This window comes from Pseudobacter ginsenosidimutans, from assembly GCF_007970185.1.
GTDB classification, from domain to species: Bacteria; Bacteroidota; Bacteroidia; order Chitinophagales; family Chitinophagaceae; genus Pseudobacter; species Pseudobacter ginsenosidimutans.
This window is the reverse complement of sequence record NZ_CP042431.1, coordinates 7,248,296-7,268,481: the sequence shown is the minus strand read 5'-3', so window position 1 is coordinate 7,268,481 and position 20,186 is coordinate 7,248,296. Positions and strand designations below refer to the sequence as shown.

The window sequence follows — 20,186 nt, the reverse complement described above, 5'->3', positions numbered from 1 at the left end:
TTGCAGGATGATTCCCGTCATTTTTGAAGACCTCGGCAATATGTCTTACCAGGCTGCCTGGGATTACCAGGAGCAACTGTTGAAACAAAAAGTAGAGAAGAAATCAAAGGCTTTCGCTGTTTCATCAGAGGTGGAACCCGATCCGGAGCCCATTGCACATCATTTTTTGCTGGTGGAGCATCCTCCTGTTTACACGCTTGGCAAGAGTGGAAAGATGGAACATGTGCTGATCAGTGAGGAAGACCGCAATGCAAAGGGAATTGAATTCTTCAAGATCAACCGGGGCGGCGATATCACTTTCCATGGGCCGCAACAGATCGTTGGCTATCCTATCATCGATCTCGAACAATTCTATACAGATATCGGAAAATATCTTCGCAACCTGGAGGAAGTGATCATTCTTACCATGGCTGAATACGGCCTGAAAGGGGATCGCTCTCCCGGAGAAACAGGCGTATGGCTCGACCCCGATGATATCACCCGCGCACGCAAGATCTGCGCTATGGGCATCCGCTGCAGCCGCTGGGTAACGATGCACGGATTTGCTTTCAACGTAAATACCGATCTGAATTACTTCAACTATATAGTGCCTTGCGGCATTGAGAACAAAACTGTGACCTCACTCGAAAAAGAGCTCGGTTATCCCTTACCGATGGAAGAGGTAAAAGAAAAAGTGAAAAGGAATTTCGAGAAAGTTTTTGGTGCGGTGTTACAATAAACTTACGTTGCTGGCTATACGCTAAGTGATCTTAAAAATCTTTTGGAATAAACACCTTATGTGTTTCTTTCAGCTTCCCTTCTTCATATAATTCAAACCTGTACCAGCCCGAACGGAGGAAAGTCACTTTGTCTATGATCAGCATAGGGTCCTTTACTTTATGGATATCGAAGATGGGCGTTTGTTTCTCATCGAAGAATTTCACCTCATAATCTTTCTTCAGTGCATCGTAAAGGTCGATCACAACATTCCCGTCTTTGTCTGTATACACAAAACGTGAAGGTTTGTAGATCTCGCGCGGAATGAAGGGGCGCAGTACGATGGTGTCCAGATTCTTGAAGGCCATTGTATCTTTTGTGCGGTAGACGATAGAGTCTCTGAATTTCTTGAACCCTTTTTCAGGAATATTGAAAAGGATGGAATCTTTTTTCTTTACAATGAAATAGCGTTCGGGCGCTTTGGGAGCTGCGGTGGCATTGGGGGTTGGTACGGATGTATTGGGTTTTGCCGTAGCTTTCTTTGTGGCTTCGCGGAGCTCAGCCTTGAGTTGTTCCACTTCACGCTGGCTCATATTGTCTGCTGCAACGATGCGCCTGTTATTGTTCTCTCCTGTGAGCGAGAATTCTTTGGAATCCGGACGGATGGCGCCAAGAGTATCCCAGTAAGGCCTCTGGGCCGGACTGAAAATATAGTTGCCATCTTCCAGCACAATGAAAAGCCTGTAGAACATATTTTGTGCGGGTGCCTTGGTATCTACGAAACCATTTTGCGGAACGGTGGGGTCGGGAACATTGAGGATGGTGCGGAAACCTTTGGAGCTGTCGAATGACCGCTGAACGTTGATCTGTGTAACGCTGGTGTAATTATTCGTCCAGCTGATGATAGCTTTATTGTACCCCCTGGTGGTTACGGTGAACCGGGGCAAGGTATCCTGTGCAAAGGATGAGAAAGAAACCAACATCAAAAACGCGACCCACAGCTTGCTCATGATTGCTATAACGTGTGATTTTAGTACTGTATTATTGAAGGTGCAAATATAACGATCGATTCATTGTCAAAATCCCTGCCATTAATAGTCCAGTAAACCCGCCGGGAGCGACCGATTCCCCTGTAACCCACCACTATGTATCACCAGCAACCTGCTATTGGCCGGAAAAAAATTTCCTGCAGCCAGATCATTCAACCCATATAAGAGTTTTCCGGTATATACGATATCCGTGGGAATAGCGGTTTGCTGAAACAGGTTGTTCATGAAACCCGTGAGTACTGTGGTTTTCCGCGCATAGCCACCGAAATGGTATTGCCAGATGAACTGGTAATTGTGTTTGGTAGTCCGGGCTTCCAGGAAACTGGCAAGGCTGTTATCATCAGTGTTGCTGAGTTTGAGACTGCTGAAACCTAACACTTGTTGTTGTGGATTACTCGCCTCAACCAGGCCCGCCATCATGGTTCCTGTACCTGCCGCACAGGCGATATGCGTGTATTGTGCGGCATCGGGGACCAGTTGCATTATATCTGCAGCCCCACACACACCGGCTTCGCTCTGGCCTCCCTGTGGCACCAGGTAATAACCCGGGAACTGTTCCTGCATCGCAGTATGCAGAACAGATTCATCGGCATACGCTGATCTGCTGACGAAATGCAATAACATGCCTGCATCTGTTGCATCCTGCAATGCAGCGCTGAGTTGTGCCGGCCGCTCTCCGCGCACAATACCCACAGCTGGAAGAGACAATTCCGCTGCTGCAGCAGCAGTGGCAACAAGATGATTGCTCCAGGCGCCACCGAATGTTAGTAAGCCTTTGGAACCCGCTTCCATAGCGGCTTGCAGGTGATACTTCAGTTTGAACCATTTGTTTCCCGAGATCACAGGGTGTATAAGATCCAGGCGGAGTATGCTGGCAGTAATGCCTGCCGCCAATGGCAGTGGTTGAATGATGGCTTTATGCAGATCAATCGATTGATGATATGTTGATGGGCGGAACAAATTTCTAATATCGCATATTTTTATATTTTCGTGCGTGAATTTATAAAACAAACAGACAAACATGCAACCAACTCTTTTAATACTGGCGGCCGGAATGGCTTCGCGCTATGGCAGTATGAAACAGATACAATCATTTGGACCCGGAGGCGAAACCATTATGGATTACTCGATCTATGATGCTATCCGCGCCGGTTACAAGAAGGTGGTATTCATCATCAGGAAGGAATTCAAACAGGATTTTGCCGCTATTTTCGAGCCCAGGCTCGAAGGAAAAGTGGAGATCGATTATGTATACCAGGAAGTGGCCGAAGGAAGAACAAAGCCCTGGGGAACCGCACAAGCCATCCTCTGCGGTAAAGACACCATCAAAGAACCATTTGCTGTGATCAATGCAGATGATTTTTATGGCCGCGATGCTTTCGAGAAATCATATAAATTCCTCACTACCGATGTGAAGCCCGATGTGTATTCCATCATCGGATATGAACTGTTGAAAACATTGTCAGACAATGGTACCGTAAACCGGGGCGTTTGCCAGGTGGATGCAGAAGGCAACCTGAGCGCTATCGCAGAAAGACTGAACATCCAGCAGCAAGACGGTAAGATCCTCACAGACGATAACCAGGAGCCTAAAGAACTGGCGCTGGATTCCAAAGTGAGCATGAACTTCTGGTGTTTCGATCCTGCGGTGTTCACATACACTGAAAATATGTTCAGGGAATTCGAAGCTGCCAACAGAACCAATCCGAAAGCGGAGTTCTTCATTCCGCTGGTGGCTGATCAGTTCATCAAAGACAAGGCCGGTGTAATCAGGGTGATCCCTACTTCTTCCAAATGGTTCGGTGTAACGTACAAGGAAGATGCTCCTGAAGTGAAAGCCGCACTGGAAGCGCTTGTGGCTGCAGGTGAGTATCCTCCCGCATTGTGGAAATAATCATCAATGATCATAGAACGAATAAGCCCCGTGCAGTAATGCAACGGGGCTTTTTACTATCAGAGCTAAATTGGAAACTTTACAAAATGCAAACAAGAAGTTTGATCAGTAGCTTTTAACCATGAATACACAGTCTTCGATCTTCTTGATCTGTTGCACACGGTCCATTCCCTTGATCTGTGTATTCTGAGGAAGCTTCAGGTTTTTAAACGTGCTGTCTTCCTTTTTAATTGTCTCCAGCGTACGAATAATATTTTTAGCGGTGAGGGCAAATACTACGCCTTCAGCCTGTCTGAGTCTTGTGTTGATGATACCGATCACTTCACCGTTCTTGTTGAACACAGGGCCGCCTGAGTTACCAGGGTTGGCAGGTACTCCGATCTGGCAGGTGAGGGTATCGCCGTTATAACCTGTTTTGGCGCTCATGTATCCTTCGTTGTATACGATCTCTTCACGCGGGAAGCCCAGTGTGAACAGGGGCTCACCAAGGTCGGAATTTCCTTTGCGGAAGGAGTAGGGGAGAACGCTATGCGTTTTCCAGTCTTCATCGCTGATCTTGAGGATGGCGATATCTGAATTATAATTTACGTAAGCTGTTTTTGCGCGGAATTCCTGGCCTTTGTTCGATTGCACTACAAAGGTGCTGCCGCCTTTGATCACGTGGGCATTGGTGACCAGGTAACCTTTTCCATCGATGAGGAAACCAGTACCACCGGAGATCAATTCGGCATTTTGAGGGGCTTTGGACATTTTGGCGTTCACTTCGTCCAGCACCTCGTTCTTTTTATTGGCTACTTCTATTTTGAATTCGCGGCGCAGTTGTTGCAGTTCTGCATTGCTGGCCTGGCGTGTGTACCAGCTTACACCACCTGCAATGAGTACAGTGGTGATACCGGCGATGGACGCGGCCACAGCCATTACTTTCTTGTATTTGCGAAGAAGGGAAACTACGGTGGCTTTAGGCTGGCCTTCCCTGATCTCACCGGCATCCGCCAGTTGATGATGAACATCCTGGAGAGTGGCTTTGAAATCTTTCCACTCACTGAACTGGTCCATTTGCTGAAGGAACATGGTATGCTCCACCACCAGCTGGTCAATGTCAGGATTTGATTTACGCAGCTGCTCAAAGTGCGCCCTTTCCTCCTGGGGCATTTCATTGCGGAGGTAGCGTTCAATGGCATCCATCAATTGTACATCTTCCATCACAGGTTATTATTGTTTTTGTAGGCGCTGAAAAAAAGTTTTTTCAGTCGCATCAAACATTTGTATTTCTGGTTCTTGGCATTATCGGCATTGGTATAGCCGAAAAAGCTGGCAATATCGGTCATGCTCTTTTTCTGCAGGTAGAAAGCGTCAATCAGGCTGCGGCAGGGTTCTCCGAGATTCATCATGGCTTTTTCCATCATCTGGTAAGCCGCACTGCGCTGACCATGCTGGTCGATTTCTTCTTCCACCGGGATCATTTCTTCCAGACCGTTGATATCGGGCACCATCTTCTGCTGCTGTTGCAATTTTTTGAGCCAAAGGCGTCTGCACACAGAGTACAGGTAGGTTTTCAAAAGACAGTTGAGCTCGAAAGTGCCTGATTTAGCCTTTTCGTAGAGTACGATCATGGCTTCCTGGAAAATATCCCTTGCGTCGTCTACTGAGCCGTTATTGTTGATTATCAGCGACTGAACCATATTATAATGCTGTTTATAAATGGTTTCAATGGCCTGTCTGTCGTTCTTTGCCAGTCCTTCCAATAATGCTATTTCCCTGGGGTCTGTTTTCACGCGTAACCTTTTATTAATACCCAAATTAGAGAGAAGTAACCCACGGCCTCCATATTTTAACATGGAGAATCCAGCTTCGCAAGATCGCGAATTCCGGGCCAGGAAAAAAAATTACGAAATTTTTTAAATGTCGAGGTTACCTTTTCCTGATCCGGGTATTAATCCTTAAATCATTCGATAACAAAACAAAAAGAAACAATGAAAAAGCTCCTGTTTGTATTCGCTGTAGCCGCTTTCGCTGCTTGTAATGACTCTGCAACTACTGAAGCACCTAAGACTGACTCTAGCGCCATCCAGACTGCTCCGGAAGCTGCACCTGCAACTACTGACTCTGCTGCTCAGAAAGTAGATTCTACTGTTGTTGCTGACACTACTAAGCCAGCTGCTGCTCCTGCTCACTAAGAATTATGTTTTTTATTCATATGGCAAGCAATCGTTAGAGGCCGTCCTGTTCACAGGAGGGCTTTTTTCCTTGACTCGCCATTTTTGAGTGAAGAGGTCGTTTCAATAGCTGAAACGACCTCTTTTTTGTTTGGCTCCGGCTGAGAGCAAAAAAGTCTTCCCTGGGGAAGACTCAATACGTTTATCTGTGGACAGATGTTTTCGATTAGCGCATGCCGTTACCGTAGCCTACAAGATTCCTGGAGGAGGCACATCCGCCTTTGGAAGCTGTACAAGAGGTGATCATTACTCCGGCCAATAATACAACGGCCAGGATTACCAGTGTCCTTTTCATTTTTTGTGGTATTTAGATGATTACAAAATTGCCTGAGATACGAGTATGGTTTTTCGATCTGCAGGTAATTCAGAGGTAACGGATTGCGGTAAAAGGTAAAAGGGAGATTTTTAGAGGATTGGACGGTTCGATGCATCAAATTAACAACATATTTCCGGCATATGCAATACCCTTCCTGCAAAAAAACTGATCCGGGTAAAACTGCATCGTTTTACAATTGAAAATGACTATTTTCGGGGCTTATTTCGAGTATGAACGTACATTTTATAGCCATCGGCGGCAGTGTAATGCACCAGCTTGCACTGGCCCTGCACAAGAAAGGATACCGCGTAACCGGTAGTGATGATGAGATATTTGAGCCCGCCCTCGGCAACCTGCGTCTGGCAGGCATTCTCCCCGATGCCATGGGATGGTTTCCCGAAAAGATCCAGCCTGGTCTGGACGCTGTGATCCTCGGCATGCATGCCAAACCCGACAACCCTGAGCTTCTTCGCGCAAAAGAACTGGACCTCACCATCTATTCCTTCCCTGAATATATTTACCAGGAAAGCATTGAAAAAACGCGTGTAGTGGTGGGCGGTAGTCATGGTAAAACCACCACAACGGCCATGATCATGCATGTGCTGAACAAAACCGGGAAAGATTTCGATTATCTGGTGGGCGCCAGGCTGGAAGGATTTGAACAATCTGTCCGTATCACCGATGCGCCGATCCTGGTGGCCGAAGGCGATGAATATCCTGCCAGTGTGATCGAGAAAAGGCCCAAATTCCATTTTCTCTTTCCCCAGATCGCAATCATCACCGGCATTGCCTGGGACCATATCAATGTGTTCCCCACCTTCGAAATATACCTGGAACAATTCACCATTTATATTGATAAAATTGAGAAGGGCGGTATACTCATCTACAATGAATCCGATCCTGTGCTGAAAGAGCTGGTGGAGAAACATGCGCGTAAGGATATCCGTTATCAGCCATACGGTATTCCTCCCCACACCATCCATGATGGCGCCACCACCGTTACCATCGATGGTGTTTCCACCATCCTGCAGGTATTCGGAGATCATAATCTCCTGAACATGCATGCCGCATGGTATGCCTGCGACGAACTGGGAGTGGATGCCGATGCTTTCACCAAAGCAATTGCCAGTTTCACCGGAGCGTCGAAGAGGCTGGAACTGATGGCGAAGAATGAGCAGACAGCGGTATACAGGGATTTTGCACATGCGCCTTCGAAGGTGAAAGCCACCATCGACGCCGTTAAGCAACAGTATCCCCACAGAACATTGATCGCCGTGCTGGAACTGCATACCTTCAGCAGTCTCAATGAAAAATTCATGGACCAATACCATGGCGCCATGGACAAGGCGGACAAAGCCGTTGTATATTATTCCAATCACGCACTGGAACTGAAACGCCTGCCGCCGCTGGACCCTGCAAGGATCCGCGAAGGATTTGGAAAAGAAGGATTGGTAGTGATGAACAACAGGAATGATCTGATGAAATGGATGGAAGAACAGGAATACCAGCACAGCAATCTGCTTTTGATGAGCTCCGGCAATTATGATGGAGCAGATATGCTTACATTTGCAAAGAACGTAGTTGAAAAAATATAATCAATCTCAACATTGATGTTACAGTTATCTAAGCCATTAGCAATCCTTGACCTGGAAACTACCGGTGTGAACCTCGGAGTTGACCGGATTGTAGAAATCGCCATTGTTAGGATCTCTCCCGACGGAACAAGACAGGTGAAACGCAAATTACTGAACCCCGAAATGCCCATCTCAGCTATATCTGCGGATATTCATGGCATCACCAATGAAATGGTGAAGGATGCGCCTACTTTCAAGCAGGCCGCCAACGAGATCAAACAATTCCTTGAGCATTGCGACCTGGCTGGTTATAATTCCAACCGCTTCGATATCCCGATGCTTGCAGAAGAATTCCTGCGTGTAGGACTGGATTTCGATTTCAAGGGAAGGAAACTGGTGGACGTGCAGAAAGTGTACCATTTGATGGAACAACGTACCCTCAGCGCTGCATATAAGTTCTACTGCAACAAGAACCTGGAGGATGCGCACAGTGCAGAAGCTGATGCCAGCGCCACCTGGGAAGTATTGCAGGCGCAAATTGAAAAATACCCTCAGTTGGGAACTACGGTGGACAGCGTTCTCAAAGTGATCGGAGAAGAGCCTGTAGTGGATTTCGCACGTCGCATGATCTTCGAGAACGGCGTGGAAATATTCAATTTCGGTAAACACAAGGGAAGATCAGTGGCGCAGGTACTGAAGTCTGAACCTCAATATTATGATTGGATGATGAAAGGGGATTTTCCGCTTCATACCAAACAGAAACTCACGGAGATATTCAACAGGACCCTGTTAAAGAAGGGATAAATATAATGTGTGCAGAAATTGTGGAAGCACAACAGGCTGAAAAAACGTAAATTCGCTTATTCAAGGGAGCCCTGATTGGAAAAGATAGTTATCATACCTACTTATAACGAACGCGAGAATATTGCCAATATCATCGAAGCAATTTTTTCTCTGCATCAGGGCTATCATGTTCTTGTTATCGACGATGGTTCTCCCGATGGAACCGCGAATATTGTCAAAGATTATCAGCAAAAATTTCCATCACAACTTTTCCTCGAACAAAGGACCGGCAAACTCGGGTTGGGCACTGCCTATATCCATGGTTTCAAATGGGCCCTGCAGAGAGGATACCGTTTCATCTTTGAAATGGATGCTGATTTCTCCCATAATCCGCAGGACCTGGAACGGCTCTACGAAGCCTGTAAACATGGAGGCGCCGATATGGCTATCGGTAGCCGCTACGTGAAAGGCGGAGGCACTGTCAACTGGCCCTGGGACCGTATCTTCTTATCTAAAGGCGGCTCGCTCTATACCCGCCTCATCACCTGGATGCCCGTGAAGGATACTACTGCCGGTTTCGTTTGCTACCGCGCAGAAGTACTCGAAACCATCAATCTCGATCAGATCCATTTTCTCGGTTATGCATTCCAGATAGAAATGAAATTCGCCACCTGGAAACTCGGATTCAATATCCGCGAAGTGCCGATCATTTTCAAAGACCGGAAGTATGGCGCTTCGAAAATGCATAAAGGCATCGTAAAAGAAGGTATCCTGGGTGTGCTGAAACTCCGTTGGTACAGCTTATTCAAAGATTACCGCAATAAAGTGAAGAACAATCTTCCTCCGCCTGCTTTTCGCTCATCCTTCAAAAAAGACGAGGTTGTAAATCTGTAATTACCATAGGACGTGGTAATCATTTAATTGCCATCCAACATGGCATATCATCTTTGAATATTTTATTCCATGCGAAAAGCATTCATTCAACTACACACAGCCGTTTTCATAGCCGGCTTCACAGCTATATTGGGTAAACTGATCACTCTTAATGAAGCATTGCTGGTCTGGTACCGCCTGCTCTTTACCATCGTTACCATGTGGGCCCTGTTCGCGTTCCAGAAAAAACTGCAGCGCATCTCCGCCAGGGAAATGATGAAGATCACAGGTGTTGGTATTATTGCCACGCTTCACTGGATCACGTTTTACGCCAGTATCAAATATTCCAACGTATCGGTTGCGCTGGTATGTTTCTCATCAATCGGATTCTTTACCGCCATCATGGAACCGCTCATTACGAGGAACAGGTTCAATTATATTGAATTGTTACTTGGACTGATAGCGGTGCTCGGCATTTCCCTGATCTTCCATTTCGATCCTACTTACAAGGTTGGCATCATCATCGGGATCATTTCCGCCATGCTTGGTAGTGTATTCCCGATCATGAACAGGGGATTGCTCCGAAACCATTCCACTGAAACCGTTACACTGTATGAGCTCACGGGAGGATTCTTTTTCCTGACGCTGGTGCTGCCGCTTTACCTGCATATCTTCCCTACAGAGAACCTGGTGCCGGGCTGGTCTGATATCATCTGGCTGCTGATCCTGGCATGGGTTTGCACGGTGTGGGCATTCCAGTTGTCTATGCACGCACTGAAAAAGATCTCTGCATTTACCGTGAACCTGACGTATAACCTGGAGCCGCTCTACGGCATCACGCTCGCATTCCTGCTCTTCCGGGAAGATAAGATGCTGACAGATGCTTTCTATGCAGGCCTGGGATTAATCGTATGTTCCGTGCTGTTGCAAACTTTCCTTGTGTACAGATCAGGAAAGAAGCTGGCAGCCCAAAAGGTTAAAGCTGAGTAAAAGCTGAGATATTTGTTTGGAAGGTTGATAAACCCTGAGTATTTTATCAGGGTTTATCAACCTTTTCTTATGCACAAAAAATATTGCCTTGCCACCTGCTTATGCCTTTTGTTATCCATTTTCCTCAATGCCCAGCTCCGGGTAGGAGTGAAGGGAGGATTGAACTTCAATCAACCTGTAGGTAAAGAGAAGAATGGTTCCGGTACCGGAAAACATATAGACAGGTATGATCTCCACACTGACTTTCATGCCGGATTAACGGCCGATATCCCCGTAACTCAGAAATTCCATATCAGACCGGACCTGCTCTTTTCCCGGAGAATGGCCAAATATGGAACGAGCTCTACTGAAGGTTCGGTTTATCGTTTTTATGAAGAAACCCTGAAGGCCGATTTTTTAGAGATTCCTGTGCATTTTGTGTATTATCATCAGATGAAGCATCTTGCTTTATACCTGGGAGGAGGCCCTTATATTGGATTTGCGTTGTCCGGAAAAGCGAAGAACTATGGGGGATCGCGGACAGGTACTGATCTGGGAGAGCAAATTTCCGTTTACGCATCTCAGGAAGAAGACTGGTATAAGAAAACCAGCTTCGGCGCTGTGCTGGCGGCTGGTATCGATCTGCCTTTTGGATTAACGGGAGAGCTGAGCGTTCATCGTGCATTCAATGACGTGAACAATTCGCATTTGGTGAACACCAATACAAAGGTGATCAATTTCAATTATGCTGTATCGGTAGGATACCTGCTTGGCAGGAAGCGAAGCTGAAAAACTGAAAATCTTTAACCCCCATATTAACCGATGAAAAAAACAATTACCCTCTTTGCATTACTGTTCGCTTTCTCAGTTGCCTGGAGTCAAACGCGCCTCGGCGTCAAAGGCGGCTTCACTCTAAGCAATCTGCGTATGACCGGCACCGTTAATGGAGATATGGAAAGCGAAAGTGGTAACAGTGCTGCCGGTTTTCATATCGGCATGATCGCAGATATGCCTGCCGGCAGGAACTTTCACATCAGACCGGAACTGCTGATCGTTTCCAAAGGAAGCACCATTGAAGATGTTGATGAAAACGGTTATACTGCAAAAGTGAAATTCAGGCCCTATTACCTGGAGCTGCCTGTCAATTTCCTTTTCCACAAAACATTCCCCCGTTCAGGCGCCGCCATCTATCTTGGAGGCGGGCCGGTTTTCAGCTACGGGATCGGTGGCAAGACCACTGTGGGCGATACGAAAGTGGATGTTTTCAATCCAGGTGGCCTCAAAAGATTTGATCTGGGCCTTGGCTGGATATTCGGTTTCGATCTGCCTAATGGCCTGACCTTCAGCCTGAGTGCCAATACTGGTTTGCTGAATGTGTATGAGGAAAATCCCCAATACAATCCTTACGATATCAAGATGCGGAGCTCATCCTTCAATGTTAGTATCGGCTACCTGCTGCAATAAGCTTTACCAATAATATTCAACACCCGGAGGGCGGAATTTTTCCGCCCTTCCTTTTTTGTGCAACATTGCAGTAATTTCTGTTAATTTAACGTCTACTAGTAAACATTTTCCGGTATGAAGACAACCCCCCTGTTATTATCGGCCCTGCTTCTGGCTACGATGGCGCAGGCCCAGAAAAAACCTCTGGATCATTCGGTGTATGATGGCTGGCAAGCCATTGGAGAAAGATCCATCAGCAACAATGGAAAATATGTGGCCTATACCATCAATCCGCAGGAAGGCGACGGTACCCTGGTGATCCAGGCAACCGACAACAGTTTCAAAAAAGAATTCGCCCGTGGCGCCAATGCAGTGATCACGCCGGATAACCGGTTTGTTATCTTCCGTCTGAAACCTTTCTTCAAAGATCTGCGCGAAGCGCGTATCAAAAAGAAAAAGCCGGACGAAATGCCCAAAGACACACTCGTGATCTTTGAATTCGGAAAAGACAGCATTTTCCGCGTACCCCGCGTGAAAGGTTTCAAAACTCCGGAAAAAGGAACAGGACAATGGGTGGCTTATCTCATGGAGAAAGCATTACCTGGCCCTCCCAAAGTGCCGGCCAAACCGGACTCGCTTACACAACTCTCCAACCTGGAGAAAATGGCCGATAGCCTTATCCGCGTATCTGACAGTCTCCGTAAAAAAGCGGTGGAAGCACGCACCAAAGGATTGTCCATTCTCCAGCCGGCCAAAAAAGAGGGAAAGCCCGGCCCAAAGAATGATGATCCGGTGGAAGAAGGAACAGAGCTGGTGCTGAAGAATCTCTATACAGGCGAAGAAAGAAAATATACACTCGTCTCCGATTATGATTTCAGCGAAAAGGGAAATGTGCTGCTGGTGGAAACCACCCGCAAGAACAATGATTCCCTCACGCAATCGCTCATACTCTGGACCTCATTACCTTCCGGTAAAACGGATACGGTCATGCGTAAATTCAATGATGCCCGTAATTTTTCTTTCGATAAGGAAGGAACACAGCTGGCATTCACAGCCGAACGCGATAGTGTTGCCAAAGCCCTGGTGAAATTCCACAGGCTCTGGTATTACAAAGCGGGTGACGACAGTGCGCATATGCGCGCAGACAGGAATACACCAGGCATTGCCAAAGGACTTACGGTTAGCGATTCCTACACGCCGCAGTTCAGTAAGGATGGACAAAAACTCTACTTCGGATTGCTGCCCATCCGTAAGCCTAAAGACACATCGCTGGTGGACTTTGAAACAGCCCGCCTCGATATCTGGAATTATAAGGACGATTACCTGCAGCCGCAGCAACTGCTGAACCTGCAATCGGATCTCCGCAGAAGTTATCTGGCTGTATTCAATAATCCTGATGCAAAAAATGCAGTGCAGCTGGGCGCCGATGATGCTGAGAATGTATTCACAGCCAATGAAGGCAATGCTGATTTTGTGCTGGCCTTCAGTTCCAAAGGGAATCGGGTGGCTTCACAATGGCAGGGCTTTTCGTACAATAATGCCTTTCTCATTTCAACTGCGGATGCTTCACGCAAACTGGTGAAAGAGAAAAAACGCGGCGGCTTTAGTACATCACCGTCCGCAAGATTTGTAGCATGGTATGATCCTGAAAAGAAGAACTATTTTGCTTACGAAGTGGCTACCGGCCAGACCCGTGACCTCACTTCCAAAATAACCACCACCCGTTTCTGGGACGATGAAGATGATCACCCCGATGATCCCGGTAATTTCGGCTTCGCCAAATGGCTGGAGAATGATGAGGCTGTACTGATCTATGACCGCTATGATATCTGGCAGATCGACCCTACCGGCAAGGCAGCACCTGTCAATATCACGAATGGTTTTGGTAAAAAGAACAAGATCGAATTGCGCATACTCACTACCGATAGGGAAGCCCGCTTTGTGAAACTAAACGAGCAACTGCTCTTCGAGGCCTTTGACCACACCAGCAAGTATGGTGGTTATTTCACAAAGAAACTGGATGTGCACGGAGATCCTGTAAAACTCTATATGGGACCTTATGGCATGGTATTTAGCGCGAAAGCAAAAGATGCGGAAATATATATGCTCGGTATGATGGACATCAGGGAGCCAATGAATTTGAATGTGTCGTCCGATCTGCAGAACTTCACCAAACTCAGCGATATCAACCCGCAACAGAAAGATTACAACTGGCTGACTGTTGAACTGATGAAATGGAAAATGTTCGATGGAAAGGAATCTGAAGGACTGCTCTTCAAGCCGGAGAACTTCGATCCCAAAAAGAAGTACCCCGTGATCTTCTATTTCTACGAACGCAATGCGGATAACCTGTACAATTATCGTGCACCGGCTCCGAGCGCTTCGGTTGTGAATATTCCTTATTTCGTGAGTAATGGCTACCTGGTGTTTGATCCGAATATCTGGTACAAGAATGGTCAGCCAGGTGAAAGCGCTTACAACTCTGTAGTGTCTGCCGCGAAGATGCTCGCCAGGCTGCCATTTGTGGACTCTACCAAAATGGCTATCCAGGGTCAAAGCTGGGGCGGCTACCAGGTGGCCTATCTTGTTACACGCACCAATATGTTTGCTGCTGCCGGCGCCGGCGCTCCTGTAGCGAATATGACAAGCGCATATGGTGGCATCCGCTGGGGAAGCGGACTGAACAGGCAATTCCAGTATGAACGCACGCAAAGCCGTATTGGCGCTACCTTGTGGCAGAGACAGGATCTTTATATCAAGAACTCTCCGTTGTTCACCGCCAACAAAGTGAATACGCCGCTGCTGATCATGCACAATGATATGGATGGTGCAGTTCCCTGGTACCAGGGCATCGAATATTTTACTGCCTTGCGCAGGCTGGGCAAGAAAGTATGGATGCTGCAGTACAACGGTGAAGATCATAACCTGGTGGAAAGAAGGAACCGCAAGGATTTGAGTATCCGCCTGGGCCAGTTCTTTGATCATTACCTGAAAGGAGCCCCCGCACCCAAATGGATGACAGAAGGTGTTCCGGCCACAGAGAAGGGTATCGACTGGGGTACTGGCACTGAAACCAGCAATAGTACAAAAGCAGGCTTCTGATTGCTTTTATGATATGTGAAAGGGATGCAGCATTGACTGCATCCCTTTTTTATTGACAGATGTTGATGGACGTTATGCTGCGGTGGACAGGTATCTTACCAAACTTCTTTTGGCAACAGGCAGAAGGGTTTCATCCACCGGGAAACTGAGATCTGTTTCGATCGAATATACGGCAGGGTTAGGAAGTCCTTTGCGCAGGCGCAGAAGCTCAGATTTGATGTTCTCATAAGAGTTGGCGATGCTCCGGGACCATTCATCGAGGTATTCTGTTTTGATGGACCTGAATTTTTCATCGTGCTTCTCGAAGATGCTGAGCTTATACTGATATACACGGGTATTGCGACGCCTCCCTTCGCTGAGGAAGAAATAGCCTTCATTGCTGTCGAGTGGCACCAATCCTACGGGGAAGATGGTGAGCTTTTCCTCCACGAACTCGTAGATGGCAGTGCCGCTGCTGATGGTGGTTTGGATTTCCGTGGCGGAGTAATTGATGATGTCTTCCAGTTCCTGCATCAGTTCATCATCTTCGATGATCTGTTCGTAAAGCAGTTGCAGTTGCTGGAGTTGTACGCCTGTCAGTCGTTTGGGAAATTGTTCCTGCAGGTATTTCTTGTTGTTGCGGAGGGCTACCAGGTTTTCATAATGGAAGATCACATCAGAAAGCTGCGGGTAGAGCTTATTCTCATTGAAATACTTGTTCACTTCCTGAAGATAGGCGAGCAGGGTGTATTTTTTCAGCTCAAAATCCACGTATCCTTCGGCGAACCAGGTTTCGGAGAGTGTTTTCATAATCGAGCCATTTAGGGAGTACTAACCTGAATTTACGGAAAAAATGCGAGATTTTCAAGCTGTTGGAAAAGAGCTGCCGGCCTCAGGCAGACGATGAAAAATTAATACTGGAATGTTCCGGAGATTATTAATTTCAGGAAGTACTTAATCAAAACAACCTACATGAAATGCTTACCAACTGTGTTCCTGTTCATGATGCTGACAGGCTGCTCCCATACCTATTATGTGGTCAGGCATGCCGAGAAAGCCGTTCCCGGGGATGGCCCTGTGATGAACACTCCTAATGATCCGCCGCTCAGTACAATGGGATTGCAGCGGGCCGATGCATTGAAAAAGGTTTTGCACGACAAGAATATTCGCCATATCTATTCCACCAATACCATCCGCACGAGGTCTACCGCGGAGCCACTCAGTAAACTCATGAATATTCCTGTGCAAATTTATGGCCCCAGGCCTGATTCAGCTTTCATTCAGCAAATGAAACTGCTGAAGAGGAACACGCTGATAGTTGGTCATAGCAATACCATCGATGATATTGCCAATGGACTGGCGGGAGAAACAAAAGTAGATGGCGATCTGCCTGAGACCGTGTATGATCAGATCTTCATTATTCATTACAGGAAGGGAGGAAAGAAGATACTGTTTGAGAGAGTGAGTTATTGACAACTAACAGTAATCAACAACCGATCTTAATACATCACCTGGAAATTTTTTTTTGGTGATGTATTTTTTTGGGAAATTGTTGTACATTTGATTGTACATTTTCTGACACGCTACGCCAATTACCACTTCAGGATTCACACATCACACAAAACCAGACGTTCAAAACCAGTTCAGCAATGAATGCATTTGCTTGTATTTATGCTTAAGTCTAAGCTTATTCATATATGCATGCAGCAGGCATTACGCTATTGATTTGCCTTACCCAAAATTTGATTGAATGCATCTGGAAAAATATGCCTTCCGGGCCGATGAGAACAATGAGGTTTTTGCATTTGAAAGTAATGGTCCCAACGGGATCATCAGAAAAGTAGTCAGGTATATTAAAGTGGGCTTTTTCAACGGATTCGATATTTATAACCTTGATTTTGGAGATAATTGTGATGGGGCCAGTAACCCTAATCATTTGTCTGTTTCCAATAACGGGGACCGTGATAAGGTTTTAGCAACGGTTGCTGCTACGGTCCTTGCATTCAACGAGGACCACAAAAAGTTCGTTGTTTTTGCAAAAGGCGCTACTCCGGTGCGGACCAGGCTGTACCAGATGGGCATCAATGCTAATCTGAATGAGATTGAAGAGCATTTTCATGTTTATGGAATCAATGATGGAGTATCGGGGCCAATTCAAGCTGGTATCAACTATCAGGCATTTATTGCAGTAAAAAAATAGATCTGTATCACATCAAAAAATAAATAGCTTATGAATTTCCCTGAAGCAAAAGAACATACCAATGAGGATTACAAAAAATATCCTTTATACCAAAAGCATGTAGAGCGGGATAATTCAATTCCGGATATCAGTAAGTTCTCCTGGTATATTCGAAACCTGGAAGAGGCGAAGAAAATCATTGTTCAAATGGGAGGCACGCTCTGTGATTGATCTTTTCTTCGTATGCAGGTGAGTCAAATATTGAGCCTCTGGCAGAGGCTCTTTTTTCGTACAACAGAATATGCTTTCAAAAAAGGTGAGCGCCAAAAAAAGCTGCCCCTGTGCGGAGGCAGCTTGTATAGCAAGTAACACAAACAAATCTAGATGGTTCTCGCCGGATCGAACTGTTCCAGTTCTTTGGCAACGGCGTTGAGGAAAGTGGCGCCGAGTGCTCCGTCGATGATACGGTGGTCATAGCTCATGCTCAGGTACATCATATGCCTGATGGCAATGCTGTCGCCCTGCGCTGTCTCAATCACCATCGGACGTTTCTTGATAGCGCCTACAGCCAGGATGGCTACCTGCGGCTGGTTGATGATGGGGGTTCCCATCAGGCTGCCGAATGTGCCCACATTGGTGAGGGTGAATGTGCCTCCCTGTGTATCGTCTGGTTTCAGCTTGTTATTGCGTGCGGCATTCGCCAGACCGTTCACCTGTTTGCTCAGTCCAACCAGGTTCAGCTGATCAGCGTTCTTGATCACAGGAACGATCAGATTGCCGGAAGGAAGGGCAGCGGCCATTCCGATATTGATATCTTTCTTCACGATGATCTTGTTGCCATCCAGGCTGCTGTTGAGCCAGGGGTATTTTTTCAGGCAGCGAACGATCGCCTCAATGAAAAGCGGAGTGAAAGTGAGTTTCTCTCCTTCTCTCTTTTCAAATTCTTTCTTGACGCGATCTCTCCAGAGAACCATATTGGTAACATCGGCTTCGGTGAAGCTGGTCACGTGTGGGCTGGTATGAACGCTGCGCACCATATGCTCTGCAATGAGTTTGCGCATGCGGTCCATCTCGATGATCTCTGCATTGCCGGAATAAGAAACCACATGGTTATCCGTAGAAGTGGCAATCACATCTGCTTTGCTGGCAGGCTGAGCTACAGCATTCCGGTTGTCCGTAACTGTTACCGGCGTAGAAATGGTCTTGCCGGATTTTCTGGCTTCCACAAATGCCAGGATATCTTTCTTGGTCACACGGCCTTCATTGCCGGTGCCTGGAATATTTTCAAGATCAACCATGCTAACGCCTTCGCTGGCGGCGATATTGAGCACGAGCGGTGAATAGAATCTGTTGGCAGTTCCGTTGGAGGCTGGTCTTGCAGCAGCAGTGGCGGTTTGTGTTTGCACGGCTACGGCGGGGGCTGTTTCCACTGCAGCAGCGGCAGGTGCATCGCCGGCAGCAGGCGCAGAAGGAGCAGCAGAAGCCTGGGCAGGTTCGGCAGCGCCAACGCGGATACGCGCAATGGCAGTACCGATGGGCACCACATCATTTACATTGAACAGGATCTCTTCAATCACACCTTCCGCAGTGGATGGCACTTCACTGTCTACCTTATCGGTGGCGATCTCCAATACGGTTTCATCCATTTTCACCGGGTCACCGGGTTGTTTATGCCACTTCAGAATGGTGGCTTCCATGATACTTTCACCCAGTTTAGGCATTATTAAGTCAACAACTGCCATAGTTGATCGGAGGTTTTATTGTTTTGATGATTCTTGGTTTGATCAATTGTCGGGCCAAAGGTAATGATTTTGCTAACAACTGTTCGCACTCTAATGGCTTGCTATGAACTTTCTCAAGAGGTTGAGGGCGTTGATGGCCGCCATTTCAATATTCCTGGCCCTGTCGAACCGGAAATGAAACAATTGCGTAACGATCTCATCCTTATTTCCTGCGGCGATCCATACAGTTCCCACAGGTTTGGTCTCTGATCCGCCTCCTGGCCCCATGATGCCGCTGGTGGCCACGGCAAAATCGGTGTTGAGTGTGATCAATGCTCCCTGCACCATCTGGCGCACGGTGGATTCACTTACTGCGCCATCCTGTATCAGTGTATCATGCGATACTTTCAGCACATTTTCTTTCACTTCATTTGCATAACTCACAACAGTGCCTTTGAAATAGTCGCTGCTTCCGGCAATGCTGGTGATCAGGTGCGCAATATAGCCACCAGTACAGCTTTCAGCGGTTGCCATCGTTTTATGGCGTTGTTTCAGCAGATCGCCCACTACCTGTTGCAGCGGTTTGTCTTCATCCACCACCATATGTTCTGCCACCAGTTGTTTCAGTTGAGCGAACTGCTGGTCCAGATCATTTTCCAGTTTTTCTTTCGATGCTCCGGAGCCGGTGATGCGGAGGCGCACCATACTATAATGTGGAAGATACGCCAGTTTTATATGCGGAGGTAGTTGTGCTTCCCAATCTTTGATCATCTCTGCCAGGAAAGATTCGCCTACGCCGGCAGTGAGGAGGGTGCGATGGCTGATGAAGGGCATGGTGAAATGCTGTTGCAGGCGGGGCAACACTTCTTTGAGCATCAGTCCTTTCATTTCATGCGGCACACCGGGAAGCGATACAAACACCCTTCCATCCCGTTCAAACCACATACCGGGTGCGGAACCGCGTTCATTGAACAGTACGGTACAAACATCGGGCACATCGGCCTGTTCCAGGTTGCGCTGGATGATGGGCCGCCTGTATACTTTTTCAAAAAGATATCTGATATGCTCCAGGGTCCGCTGGTCTGTGACCATATTCCCACCGAAATAATCGTTGAGTACCTGCTTGGTGATATCATCTGCAGTAGGGCCGAGGCCGCCGGTCATGATGATGATCTGGCAATCCTTGCTCTGCTCGTCCAGCGCATGTACGATCTCTTCTTTCAGGTCACCCACAGCCACTCTTCTTTTGAGCCAAATGCCGGTCTTGTTGAGTTCCTGTGCCATCCATGGACTATTCGTATCCGTTACCTGTCCAATCAGTAGTTCATCTCCGATGGTGATGATAGAGGCAAATACCTGCTGCATAGATTTGAATAATTGGGTTCAAAGGTA

Annotated in this window: 21 protein-coding genes; 13 read left to right on the top strand and 8 right to left on the bottom strand. The window is 47.1% G+C overall.

The annotated features are described in order from the left end of the window. The first annotated feature begins 7 nt into the window (after positions 1–7). On the top strand, positions 8–718 hold the full coding sequence (lipB, locus tag FSB84_RS28395) for a lipoyl(octanoyl) transferase LipB (RefSeq protein ID WP_130543842.1): 711 nt from the start codon (positions 8–10) through the stop codon (positions 716–718). 31 nt (positions 719–749) lie between these two features. Here the strand turns inward: lipB and FSB84_RS28390 are convergent, their stop codons facing one another. Both FSB84_RS28390 and FSB84_RS28385 read right to left on the bottom strand, forming a co-directional pair. Further along, positions 750–1,706, bottom strand: a complete 957-nt coding sequence (locus FSB84_RS28390) for a superantigen-like protein SSL4 (protein ID WP_130543841.1) — start codon at positions 1,704–1,706, stop codon at positions 750–752. An 81-nt stretch (positions 1,707–1,787) separates the two neighbouring features. After that, positions 1,788–2,705: a 1-aminocyclopropane-1-carboxylate deaminase/D-cysteine desulfhydrase gene (locus tag FSB84_RS28385; protein WP_158644165.1), complete on the bottom strand. Its 918-nt coding sequence runs from the start codon at positions 2,703–2,705 to the stop codon at positions 1,788–1,790. A 61-nt stretch (positions 2,706–2,766) separates the two neighbouring features. Between FSB84_RS28385 and FSB84_RS28380 the strand changes: the two genes are divergently transcribed. After that, on the top strand, positions 2,767–3,639 hold the full coding sequence (locus tag FSB84_RS28380; protein ID WP_130543839.1) for a nucleotidyltransferase family protein: 873 nt from the start codon (positions 2,767–2,769) through the stop codon (positions 3,637–3,639). 105 nt (positions 3,640–3,744) lie between these two features. Here FSB84_RS28380 and FSB84_RS28375 read toward each other — a convergent pair whose 3' ends face one another. Beyond that, positions 3,745–4,842 (bottom strand): S1C family serine protease, encoded by a 1,098-nt coding sequence (locus FSB84_RS28375; protein ID WP_130543838.1) that lies wholly within the window; start codon positions 4,840–4,842, stop codon positions 3,745–3,747. Continuing rightward, on the bottom strand, positions 4,842–5,414 hold the full coding sequence (locus FSB84_RS28370) for an RNA polymerase sigma factor (protein ID WP_130543837.1): 573 nt from the start codon (positions 5,412–5,414) through the stop codon (positions 4,842–4,844). The genes FSB84_RS28375 and FSB84_RS28370 overlap by 1 nt, the downstream gene beginning before the upstream one ends. Before the next feature lie 198 nt (positions 5,415–5,612). Between FSB84_RS28370 and FSB84_RS28365 the strand changes: the two genes are divergently transcribed. After that, the gene (locus tag FSB84_RS28365) at positions 5,613–5,816 is read left to right on the top strand and encodes a hypothetical protein (RefSeq protein WP_130543836.1); all 204 of its coding nucleotides are present in this window, start codon (positions 5,613–5,615) and stop codon (positions 5,814–5,816) included. Between the two features lie 205 nt (positions 5,817–6,021). Here the strand turns inward: FSB84_RS28365 and FSB84_RS31545 are convergent, their stop codons facing one another. Further along, complete coding sequence (locus FSB84_RS31545; RefSeq protein ID WP_262713775.1) at positions 6,022–6,150, bottom strand: hypothetical protein; 129 nt, start codon at positions 6,148–6,150, stop codon at positions 6,022–6,024. 251 nt (positions 6,151–6,401) lie between these two features. On the opposite strand from FSB84_RS31545, the gene FSB84_RS28360 reads away from it, so the two are divergent. The 7 genes from FSB84_RS28360 to FSB84_RS28330 all read left to right on the top strand — a co-directional run bounded on the left by FSB84_RS28360 (position 6,402) and on the right by FSB84_RS28330 (position 14,915). Further along, positions 6,402–7,766, top strand: coding sequence for a UDP-N-acetylmuramate--L-alanine ligase (locus FSB84_RS28360; protein WP_130543835.1), 1,365 nt, complete (start codon positions 6,402–6,404; stop codon positions 7,764–7,766). 15 nt (positions 7,767–7,781) lie between these two features. Then, a complete protein-coding gene (locus FSB84_RS28355; protein ID WP_130543834.1) occupies positions 7,782–8,549 on the top strand; it encodes a 3'-5' exonuclease in 768 nt (255 codons plus the stop codon). A 75-nt stretch (positions 8,550–8,624) separates the two neighbouring features. Next, entirely contained in the window at positions 8,625–9,422 is a 798-nt protein-coding gene (locus FSB84_RS28350) for a polyprenol monophosphomannose synthase (RefSeq protein WP_130543833.1), read from the top strand. Positions 9,423–9,491: 69 nt separating this feature from the next. Then, positions 9,492–10,391, top strand: coding sequence for a DMT family transporter (locus FSB84_RS28345; RefSeq protein ID WP_130543832.1), 900 nt, complete (start codon positions 9,492–9,494; stop codon positions 10,389–10,391). A 69-nt stretch (positions 10,392–10,460) separates the two neighbouring features. Further along, positions 10,461–11,159 carry a porin family protein gene (locus tag FSB84_RS28340; RefSeq protein WP_130543831.1) on the top strand — a complete coding sequence of 233 codons (699 nt, stop codon included), beginning with the start codon at positions 10,461–10,463 and terminating at the stop codon, positions 11,157–11,159. A gap of 33 nt (positions 11,160–11,192) precedes the next feature. After that, the gene (locus FSB84_RS28335) at positions 11,193–11,834 is read left to right on the top strand and encodes a porin family protein (RefSeq protein ID WP_130543830.1); all 642 of its coding nucleotides are present in this window, start codon (positions 11,193–11,195) and stop codon (positions 11,832–11,834) included. A 114-nt stretch (positions 11,835–11,948) separates the two neighbouring features. Beyond that, the gene (locus FSB84_RS28330; protein ID WP_130543829.1) at positions 11,949–14,915 is read left to right on the top strand and encodes an alpha/beta hydrolase family protein; all 2,967 of its coding nucleotides are present in this window, start codon (positions 11,949–11,951) and stop codon (positions 14,913–14,915) included. 72 nt (positions 14,916–14,987) lie between these two features. Here the strand turns inward: FSB84_RS28330 and FSB84_RS28325 are convergent, their stop codons facing one another. Further along, positions 14,988–15,704: a hypothetical protein gene (locus FSB84_RS28325; RefSeq protein WP_130543828.1), complete on the bottom strand. Its 717-nt coding sequence runs from the start codon at positions 15,702–15,704 to the stop codon at positions 14,988–14,990. Positions 15,705–15,866: 162 nt separating this feature from the next. Here FSB84_RS28325 and FSB84_RS28320 point away from each other — a divergent pair, with 162 nt between their 5' ends. The 3 genes from FSB84_RS28320 (at position 15,867) to FSB84_RS28310 (ending at position 17,304) form a co-directional block, all read left to right on the top strand. Continuing rightward, positions 15,867–16,367: a SixA phosphatase family protein gene (locus FSB84_RS28320; protein ID WP_130543827.1), complete on the top strand. Its 501-nt coding sequence runs from the start codon at positions 15,867–15,869 to the stop codon at positions 16,365–16,367. 277 nt (positions 16,368–16,644) lie between these two features. Further along, positions 16,645–17,094, top strand: a complete 450-nt coding sequence (locus tag FSB84_RS28315) for a DUF6934 family protein (RefSeq protein WP_130543826.1) — start codon at positions 16,645–16,647, stop codon at positions 17,092–17,094. Between the two features lie 30 nt (positions 17,095–17,124). Beyond that, a complete protein-coding gene (locus FSB84_RS28310) occupies positions 17,125–17,304 on the top strand; it encodes a hypothetical protein (protein WP_130543825.1) in 180 nt (59 codons plus the stop codon). A 149-nt stretch (positions 17,305–17,453) separates the two neighbouring features. Here FSB84_RS28310 and FSB84_RS28305 read toward each other — a convergent pair whose 3' ends face one another. Both FSB84_RS28305 and FSB84_RS28300 read right to left on the bottom strand, forming a co-directional pair. Continuing rightward, positions 17,454–18,815 carry a dihydrolipoamide acetyltransferase family protein gene (locus tag FSB84_RS28305; RefSeq protein ID WP_130543824.1) on the bottom strand — a complete coding sequence of 454 codons (1,362 nt, stop codon included), beginning with the start codon at positions 18,813–18,815 and terminating at the stop codon, positions 17,454–17,456. A gap of 90 nt (positions 18,816–18,905) precedes the next feature. Continuing rightward, complete coding sequence (locus tag FSB84_RS28300; protein WP_130543823.1) at positions 18,906–20,159, bottom strand: CinA family nicotinamide mononucleotide deamidase-related protein; 1,254 nt, start codon at positions 20,157–20,159, stop codon at positions 18,906–18,908. Between the last annotated feature and the right edge of the window lie 27 nt (positions 20,160–20,186).